At 34.3% G+C, this 8,399-nt stretch carries 8 protein-coding genes; 1 reads left to right on the plus strand and 7 read right to left on the minus strand.

The annotated features are described in order from the left end of the window. Positions 1-256: 256 nt before the first annotated feature. Positions 257-1,066 carry a hypothetical protein gene (locus tag BAU17_RS05600; protein ID WP_161901841.1) on the plus strand — a complete coding sequence of 270 codons (810 nt, stop codon included), beginning with the start codon at positions 257-259 and terminating at the stop codon, positions 1,064-1,066. Positions 1,067-1,114: 48 nt separating this feature from the next. On the opposite strand, the gene BAU17_RS05605 is transcribed toward BAU17_RS05600, so the two are convergent. The 7 genes from BAU17_RS05605 to BAU17_RS05635 all read right to left on the minus strand — a co-directional run. Further along, positions 1,115-1,591: a MepB family protein gene (locus tag BAU17_RS05605; RefSeq protein ID WP_161901842.1), complete on the minus strand. Its 477-nt coding sequence runs from the start codon at positions 1,589-1,591 to the stop codon at positions 1,115-1,117. 76 nt (positions 1,592-1,667) lie between these two features. Beyond that, positions 1,668-3,698 carry a methyl-accepting chemotaxis protein gene (locus BAU17_RS05610; RefSeq protein WP_161901843.1) on the minus strand — a complete coding sequence of 677 codons (2,031 nt, stop codon included), beginning with the start codon at positions 3,696-3,698 and terminating at the stop codon, positions 1,668-1,670. Between the two features lie 158 nt (positions 3,699-3,856). Continuing rightward, positions 3,857-4,378: a hypothetical protein gene (locus BAU17_RS05615; protein WP_161901844.1), complete on the minus strand. Its 522-nt coding sequence runs from the start codon at positions 4,376-4,378 to the stop codon at positions 3,857-3,859. A 42-nt stretch (positions 4,379-4,420) separates the two neighbouring features. Then, positions 4,421-5,428, minus strand: coding sequence for a glycosyltransferase family 2 protein (locus tag BAU17_RS05620; protein WP_161901845.1), 1,008 nt, complete (start codon positions 5,426-5,428; stop codon positions 4,421-4,423). A 124-nt stretch (positions 5,429-5,552) separates the two neighbouring features. Further along, positions 5,553-5,792 carry a tetraspanin family protein gene (locus BAU17_RS05625; RefSeq protein WP_161901846.1) on the minus strand — a complete coding sequence of 80 codons (240 nt, stop codon included), beginning with the start codon at positions 5,790-5,792 and terminating at the stop codon, positions 5,553-5,555. A 1-nt stretch (position 5,793) separates the two neighbouring features. Further along, positions 5,794-7,473, minus strand: coding sequence for a hypothetical protein (locus tag BAU17_RS05630; RefSeq protein WP_161901847.1), 1,680 nt, complete (start codon positions 7,471-7,473; stop codon positions 5,794-5,796). Positions 7,474-7,552: 79 nt separating this feature from the next. Beyond that, positions 7,553-8,399 (minus strand): Ig-like domain-containing protein (locus tag BAU17_RS05635; RefSeq protein ID WP_161901848.1); only part of this gene is annotated, 847 nt, incomplete at its 5' end.

Genomic DNA, 8,399 nt, shown 5'->3' on the forward strand with positions numbered 1-8,399 from the left:
TTTCCGTCTTCTTATACTCAGTATAATATGTTTTTGGAGTTAACGAAAGGATTTTCTATCAAAAAGAAAAGAGAAGAGCGGGATTACTGTGGATAATCGTTGGAATTGTACTCTTTTTGTATCAATTGAAAGGATGGAATTCATTGATCTCACACTCCCAAAATGGTAAACAATCAAATGCTTTACTTTTTTTGGAAAGTATAACACTTGTACAGAATCTAAAAAAACTCTAAACTATTCGATAGAGGTGAACATAATGAAAAAAACTTTACTCCGCATATTTGCTTGGTTATTTATAATTCTGATTTTAGCCTGCATTGGAACCATTATCGTTTTAAATAATTTAAATTTATCAGATTTCTTTGGTTTAAATGAATACCAAACAGTGGAAACACGCCATCAGCTTATTCGATGGTTACCATATATTTGGTGTCTGATACTTACCGGAACCGTACTGACACTCCTCATTATTGGTTTGAAAAAAAGAACGAAAAATATTTTCTATTGGTTGATAAGTTTCCTACTAATTCCAGGGATATTTCTTTTTGTAGGGATTTCTTCTACTATTGTTCCAATCGATCAACATGTTTTTCGTGACGAACAAGCCATTACTAAGTATTTTAATCAATTGAAACAGAAGAACCCTTCTAAAAATGAAGATATTTTAGTAGAAAGTCTTAGTCTACATACTAGAAATCCGATTCTACATTCAGGAAATTACGCCGTCGTTCGTTGGATTAATAACGACACGCAATTACAAGATGAATACTGGTTTCATCCAACCAATCTATTTATGAAATGGAAGAAAGATTCATCACCTACAACTATCAATTTGCAACATACAATTTCGTTTGATACCATCGATTTTACTGTTGTTCCTCGAATCATTAAAGAGACCGAGGCACGCATCGAGAAAAAAGATGTCTATTATACCGGCGTAAGTATTGTCGTTCTTGTAATTACAGAAAAACAGACTTATTGGTCTGTCGGTGTTGATGACGTTCGTGGCTATACCAAAGTGAATATGAAATATACGTTAGATGGTACATTTATTTCTGAAGATTAAAACACATTGCAACACCTATTCGATTCGTGTTGCAATGTGTTTTTGCATCTAATGAAAATAGTGCGCAGCAAGTGATTGATTATCCAAGTCTTCAGATAGTTCTATAAAATATTCTTGTTGCCACTTCTGTGTTTTTTGTGCCGTCAGATTTAATTCTGTCTCCCAAGTAGGATAAAGTCGAAAGGCCATTTTTCCTTTATTGGTTGTCGTTTTTAAAATACCCTTTTGCGCAAGCACTTCTTTTGGAAAAATAAATTGTCCTGCTCTCTCATCCAAAATCGATACAATCACTTTGTCAGGTGTTTCCTCTAAAGCAAACGGCTGATTCTCTTCATCCTTATGCCAACAAGCCACAAAATAACCTTTCTTTTTAGGTGTTTTTTTCGCTAAACGACTACGAAACGTATGTTGATTGACTTGAAAAAGGCAGCCTTCATAGTCCTCATTGCCATCCTCTTGAATATTAGATAATTGCTTATTTAACGGTTTTAGCAGTTGTTCAATTGCTTTAATCGATTGATACATTCACATTACTCCCTTCTTCTTTATTATACACAAAAACTCCACCGAACAAAACATACGTTCGGTGGAATTTTTACAGTTATTCAATTTTAAATGCATTGGTTAAAGTTTTCAACGTTTCTGAAACTTGTTGTAAGTCCGCTACATATGCCATAAATTCCTCCATTGTAGCCAACACTTCTTCTGCATTCGCTGAAACTTCTTGCGTACCAGCAGCATTTTCTTCTGTTGAAGCAGAGATACTTTCTAAATTCTCTAACACAACTTGTTGAACTTCAGTTACACGAGTTGATAACAATTCAATCTCTCTAATTTTACTTAATAAATTAGACGTTTGGTTAAATACTTGTTCTGAAGAAGAAATTGCATGATGAATCAAATTGGTTTGCTTTTCACCGCCATCTAAGGAACGTGATGTTTGTTCGACCATACCTGAAGATTGTTTTTGTATTTTATCAATAATCGTTTCAATTTCTTTCGTTGATGATTTGCTTTGTTCTGCTAATTGGCGAATTTCAGTCGCCACAACAGCAAATCCTCTGCCGGACTCACCCGCACGAGCGGCTTCAATCGATGCGTTTAAAGCTAATAAATTGGTTTGATAGGAAATATCATTGATGACATGAATAATTTGAGTAATATCCTGAATATCAGTATTCATACTGCTCATCCTTGTTTTCAAATGACTAATTTGTTGTAATTCATGTTGCCAATTTGAATCTACTTCGGACATTGCCTGCATATTCGTGTCATTAATTTTCCGAACCAATTGTGCTTCTTCATTCATTTCATTAACATTTGTACTCAACTCTTCGACAACCGCAGATAAATCATGCACGCGTAATACACTTGTTTCCGTCTCTTGTGCTTGTGTTGCCGTAACTTCAGCAATACCAGTAATCGTTTCTGTCACTTCCTCTGTAGCTAAATTCGTTTGTTTCGATAAATCTAACAAGGAATGAGACATCGATGCGACTGTATCACTTTGTTTTTTCACTTGCTGATTCAAAGTTCCGACAGCATCAATCATCTCATTGAAATGGAAGGCCATTTGATGAATTTCCGTGCCATTTTCAGCTGGATAAACATATTGCTCTCCTCGATTTTTAAATGATTGGTCTTTTTTCGTATCTTTCTTAATCGTAACCATTTGCCCTTCACTCATTTGTTTAAATGAACGCACAAAGACTGCTATGATTGATTGAATAAAACGAGTTAGTACCAATGAGAACAATACTGAAAGAACCAGCATAATTCCTGCCACAATTAAGGATGAACGTATCAACGCCCCTGTTTCCGCTGCATATTCCGAATTACCAATACGAATAACTGCATACGTATGACCCAAAACAGAATTTTTATCGTAATACATACTATCTAAATCTTCTGAATCTTTTAGCGTAATCGAACCATTCTTTTTATCGGCAGTTGAAATACTTTTAAACATGTCATCATCGCTTACATCCATACCAATTTCTTCTTTCATTCCTGATGCAATAACAATTCCTGTTTCATCTACTAAAGAAAGCGTCCCAGTTTGACCAATAGCTAAGTGCTCAATCAGTTTACTCACATTTTGATAAGACACATCGAAACTTAAGACCATCTGCTCACCATTTTTATTTTGGAATGCCTTCGCAACAGAGACTAAAAATTCACCTGAACTCGCATCCACATAAGGTTCAGTCCAAAAGAATTCCCCTGAATTCTCAATAGCACCAGTAAACCAAGGTCTAGTTGTCGGATCATACTCTCCCCCTAAAACCGGACGTGTAATATATTGTCCATCTTCCTTAGCAAGAATGAATTCTTGAATCGTGGCATCTCCAGCTACTGCCGCCTCCAATGTTTGTTTAATAGCTGATAAATCATTGCCCTCTTGAACGACCGAAAATTGAATAAGCTCATTCAATCGATCTTGTGTCCCTTCATAAAGTACTTTTTCCTCGGACAAAATTGCCTCAGCTGCACTTGCAGCTGTATGATTATTTCGTTCTACAATTAATTTTCTCGTGCTACTAAAAGAACTTAACAACATAATAATAATCGGGATTAGTGCGGTCAATATCAAAATCACGATAACACTCGAACGAATACTTTTCTTCTTCACAAGAACTCCTCCTTTTTATTTTACAACCAACTACCATTATCGGATAATTTTCAGAAAATTTAAGTAGGGAGTTACTTTAAATTGCCATTTGCATTCTATCTATTAAAGTCTTTTAAAAGTTTTACGGAAAAAACGAGCACCAGCTAACTGGTACTCGTTTAATCTTCAAAATAAAAACCTTTTAATTGAGCGATTTCTCGATTAACTTCAGGATAGACTTTATCTCCCAAAACCATCACAGACAAATTTAATCGCTCGGATCTTCGTGGACTATTTTCGACAATCATCGTCGCTTGTTCTCGAGAATAACCTTCATACTCCAAAGCTAAAATCAAATCATAATAGCCAACAATCGTTTCTTTTGCTAGTTTCGTCGCTTCTTTTAAATCCATATTTGCTTGTTTCAAATAATCTTTTAAAAGACTTTCTAATTCTGGGGAATGCGACTGGCTTCGACGTTCCTCCTCATTTGAAACTTGAAAGGTTTCTTCATTCCAAAATGAATCTTCTCGAACTTTCTCAGCCATTTGACCTCGCAACTTGTATCTCTCAATAAACTTTTCAATTGTTTCCTTTGCCTGCTGTTCCGCTTGTTCTAATGAATTTATTTCCACTCCATTCATGCGATGTGAAATTTCTTTGCCGTTGAAAACAATCGTGATGATTAGTTCGTTTGTCATGTGAGCACCTCGTTAAACATTCATTTTCTCATAATTATACCATTAATTTTTTTCTAACACCGTATATTTACCAGAAATTAAATCTTGAATGAATTCCTTAGTGTTCTCATCAGCAAATTGATTATCATGAATTAATGGCAGAGTTTTTTTAGTATGTTCAAAAAAACGTACTGGTGCATATTTACCTCTTTTAATCATATCTGTATAACGATTCAAATAAATAGCCAATAGATCTTGTTTTTTCTGCCTGTTCTCTTCTAAACTTTGGATAAAATCAAATACAGATAAAAAGATTTTTACAGCATCTCTTGGTGGTGTTCCTTGTTGAGATAATGACACCTCGTCTTTATCACGAGTATAATAATAATCTTTTTGATTGCCCAAGATGGCTATGTTATTTGATACACTATAAATTTTCATCATAAACCAGTTATCTTCTCTAACACGTATGCCTAGAGGAAAATCTAATGCGTACTTTTCAATAAGTTCACGCTTAAATAGTTTTCCAACTGAATTTAATGAATTATATAGTTTCGTTTCAGTAAATTGTAGCCCTGTAACAGTTTCAGTATAATGAAATGCAGACTTACTAATTGCTCGTTTACTCGTTGCTCCTCGATAATAAGGCATACATACCATATCTATTTTGCTATCTGTTTCTACAATGTTCATTGCATCAGCTAATGCATATTCAGTCAAATAATCATCGGAGTCTAAAAATAAAACCCACTTCCCAGAAGCAAAGTGTAATCCGTCGTTGCGTGGTGCAGATGCACCGCCAGAATTTTCTTTTCTTTTTAAGATTTTTATATTTGGAAAAACCATTGTATACTGATTAAGCAACTCATAGGTGTTATCTGTTGAACAATCATCAACTAATATCACTTCAATAAGATTCTTATTATATGTTGTATATTTCAGTTTATCTAAGCATTCTTGAACAATCGTTTCTCTATTGTAAGTTGGAATGATAATCGATATTTCAGGTTTTTCTGTTACTTTTTTTTGTATAACATAAAGTGAAAATTGCGATAATTTATTTATAGACATAATTAATCTCCTAAAAAGGTAGTATTTTGTGTTTATTCTCAAAATAACTAAAACACAACAATTGTCACTCTTGGGGAAAAAACATCACAGCTAATAGTATTGGACTTTCAAATACAAAAATTCTTTACCATCCTCCTCGTCGAACTTTATCCTTTTCTTTAAATACTTTTGCATTTTGAGGAATATTTTCCGGGGAATCGTCGGTATTTGCCTCCCAAGGATACAAGCCATTTTCATCCTTTTCATAATTTTCCAAAGATTGGTCAATATGCTCTTGTCGTCTTTTTTTTATTTTATTTTTAATGACAAATGCGTAAATAGCTAGTCCAAATAAAACAAGTATTCGAATACCACCATAGCTCACGCTAATCCCTCCCATATGTTAATTCACTAAAGTTTACAAAACCAGATAAAAAGTGTTCTGCATCGTCAATTCTCATTCTAAAACGATCATGTCTTGCAAAAAATCCATATTCTATTTTATGAGGTGCTTTAAAGTACATCGCAAATTCAGGAAACATCACTCCTGTAGTTACCTGATGATATGCACGATACTCCATTACTTCAAAAATTCTAGCTTTTGCTTGATAAAAATCTTCATCCGAAATAACTTCTGAACGATGTTCGTATGTTTCTAATTTTAAAATCATTTTAGATGCTGCAACCAATAATTCTAACATTGTGGGATACGCTGTATCGCGTTTTTCAATAAAGTCGATTTTGCTCAAAGCATTTTTCAAGCCGAATTGATAATATTCATTTTTTTGCTCATGCTTCAAAAATTCATTAACTGCATAACTTAGCCAGTGGTCACGGTATTTTTCATAATTATTTTCTACAAAATATGTCATCAATCGCTTGCATAAAGCAAAAATTTCTTCATCATGCATCAATTCATAAGCACGTAACATAGAAAATAGCGCTTCACCATCATAATAGATAATTCTAAAAGCTTCTTTAACTTCTAATTCAGCATTTAATACATGAATAGTTTTATTTTCAGAAGTTAGGAATTTATTTTCAATTGTATGAGTGAGCGTCTTCATTTTTTCAAAAAATTGAGTATCGTTAGTAATTTGAGTATATTTAGCTGCAGCAAGAATTGCCATTGCTTGTGCCCCTAATTTATACTCAACTTCTCCTCTGTCTTGATCCTTAATCAAATAGTTATCATCGATTGTCGTAGATAAGTGCTCAAACCCCCATATTAATCCTTCTAAACTTCGTTGAATCATAGTTTCATCATTTAAAAATTCAGCTGATTCTAACAATGCATATACAGAAGAAAAGTGTCTCACAGAATTATAATTTCGAATTTGTTTGTCATAACACGGGAAATAGCCATAAGTAAATTTGCCATCTTCATGCAACTGGTTGACTAAATAATTTGCACCTTCTTTAATCACTAAATCCAATGTTGATTTTAAGTTATCTTCATCAATCACACGAAACTCATTGCCTAGTCCATAATTTTCCAATTCATGGCTATCATTTACATCTAAGAAATATGCTTTAGTAGAAAACTTGTAGATTTTGGATTTTAGAAGAAAATTCAATGAATGCTCTTGAACATTGTATTTTTTCTTAACATAAGCTGCATAGTTATTAAAATCAATCGTCATATTTGGCGCATTTTGCCCTACTTTGTGATTCTTATCAGGCGTAAGAATAGCATTAGCAACTAACTCTTCTTTTAAAAACACTCTTTTCTTAAATCCTTCTAACCGAATACCAAATGTGATATAATTGTTGCGTTTAATTTCGCTAAAACTTGCCAGCAAGTCATCATATGTAATAACTGTTTCATCAGTTATTAAATCAACGCGTAAATAATTGTTTTCGTTTGGCAACGAACGATAAAATGACATCAACTTATCCCAGCTTTGTTGGATTGTTCGGCCATAAAATTCTTTTACTTGGCAACGAGATTCATGATTTCCATAACTTAAAATAAAAATTTTATTGCTAAGATTCGGATTATCATATGTTGCGAATGTTTCGAATAATTGTTTTAGCTGATTGACTTTCATTTCTGTTATATTCATCAGTTGCCCTCCTCAATTATAAAACGATGAGGGAGCGATCCCCCTCATCGAATTAACCTATCTGTGTTTACTTATTGATTTATTTTTTCTTGTTTTTCTTAGATTTCCAGAAGCCTAAACCAGACAATCCAGCAATTAATCCACCGAAGATTGGTGCTGCACTAGTCACAGCTCCTGTTTTCGGTAAGAATCCACCACCAGGTTTCTTAGTTCCGCCAGTATTACTTCCACCATTGTTACTTCCAGAATTGTTACCGTTGTTACCTGAGTTGTTGCCATTATTACCAGCAGCATCTTTTACAGTAACTTTAATTGAATCACTAGGTGCTTGGCCGTCTTTCAAAGCTGTAACATACAATACGTCACCTGCTTTTACTTCTGAAACTTTCACAGACCATTTACCATCTTTCTTAACAGTTGTCTTGCCTAGTTGGTTACCATCTTTATCTGTAATGATGATTTCAGAACCAGGTTCGCCTGTTCCTGTAATGATAGTGTCGCCATCTTTCACACTATCTACAGTTGGTGTTGCTGTTTTCGCTCCTACTTTTTTCTTAACAGTCTTACTTGCATTTTGACCTTCTGCCTTAGCTGTTACGAATACTTCTTGACCAGCTTTTAATTCAGTAGAAACAGTGATTGACCATTCACCTTTACTATCAGCTTTTCCACTTCCAATTACGCGACCATTCTTATCACGAATTGTAATCTCCGCATTTGGTACAGCCTCACCAGTAATTGCATGATCTCCTTCAAAAATATCATCTACAAGTGGCTCATCTGTATCAACATCAGCATCGCTATCTGAATCGGAGTCGCTATCTGAGTCTGAGTCGCTGTCTGAATCGGAATCGCTATCTGAGTCTGAGTCGCTGTCTGAATCCGAATCGCTATCTGAGTCTGAGTCGCTGTCTGAGTCTGAGTCA

The sequence above is a fragment of the Candidatus Enterococcus willemsii genome, assembly GCF_009933335.1.
Classification (GTDB): domain Bacteria; phylum Bacillota; class Bacilli; order Lactobacillales; family Enterococcaceae; genus Enterococcus_F; species Enterococcus_F willemsii.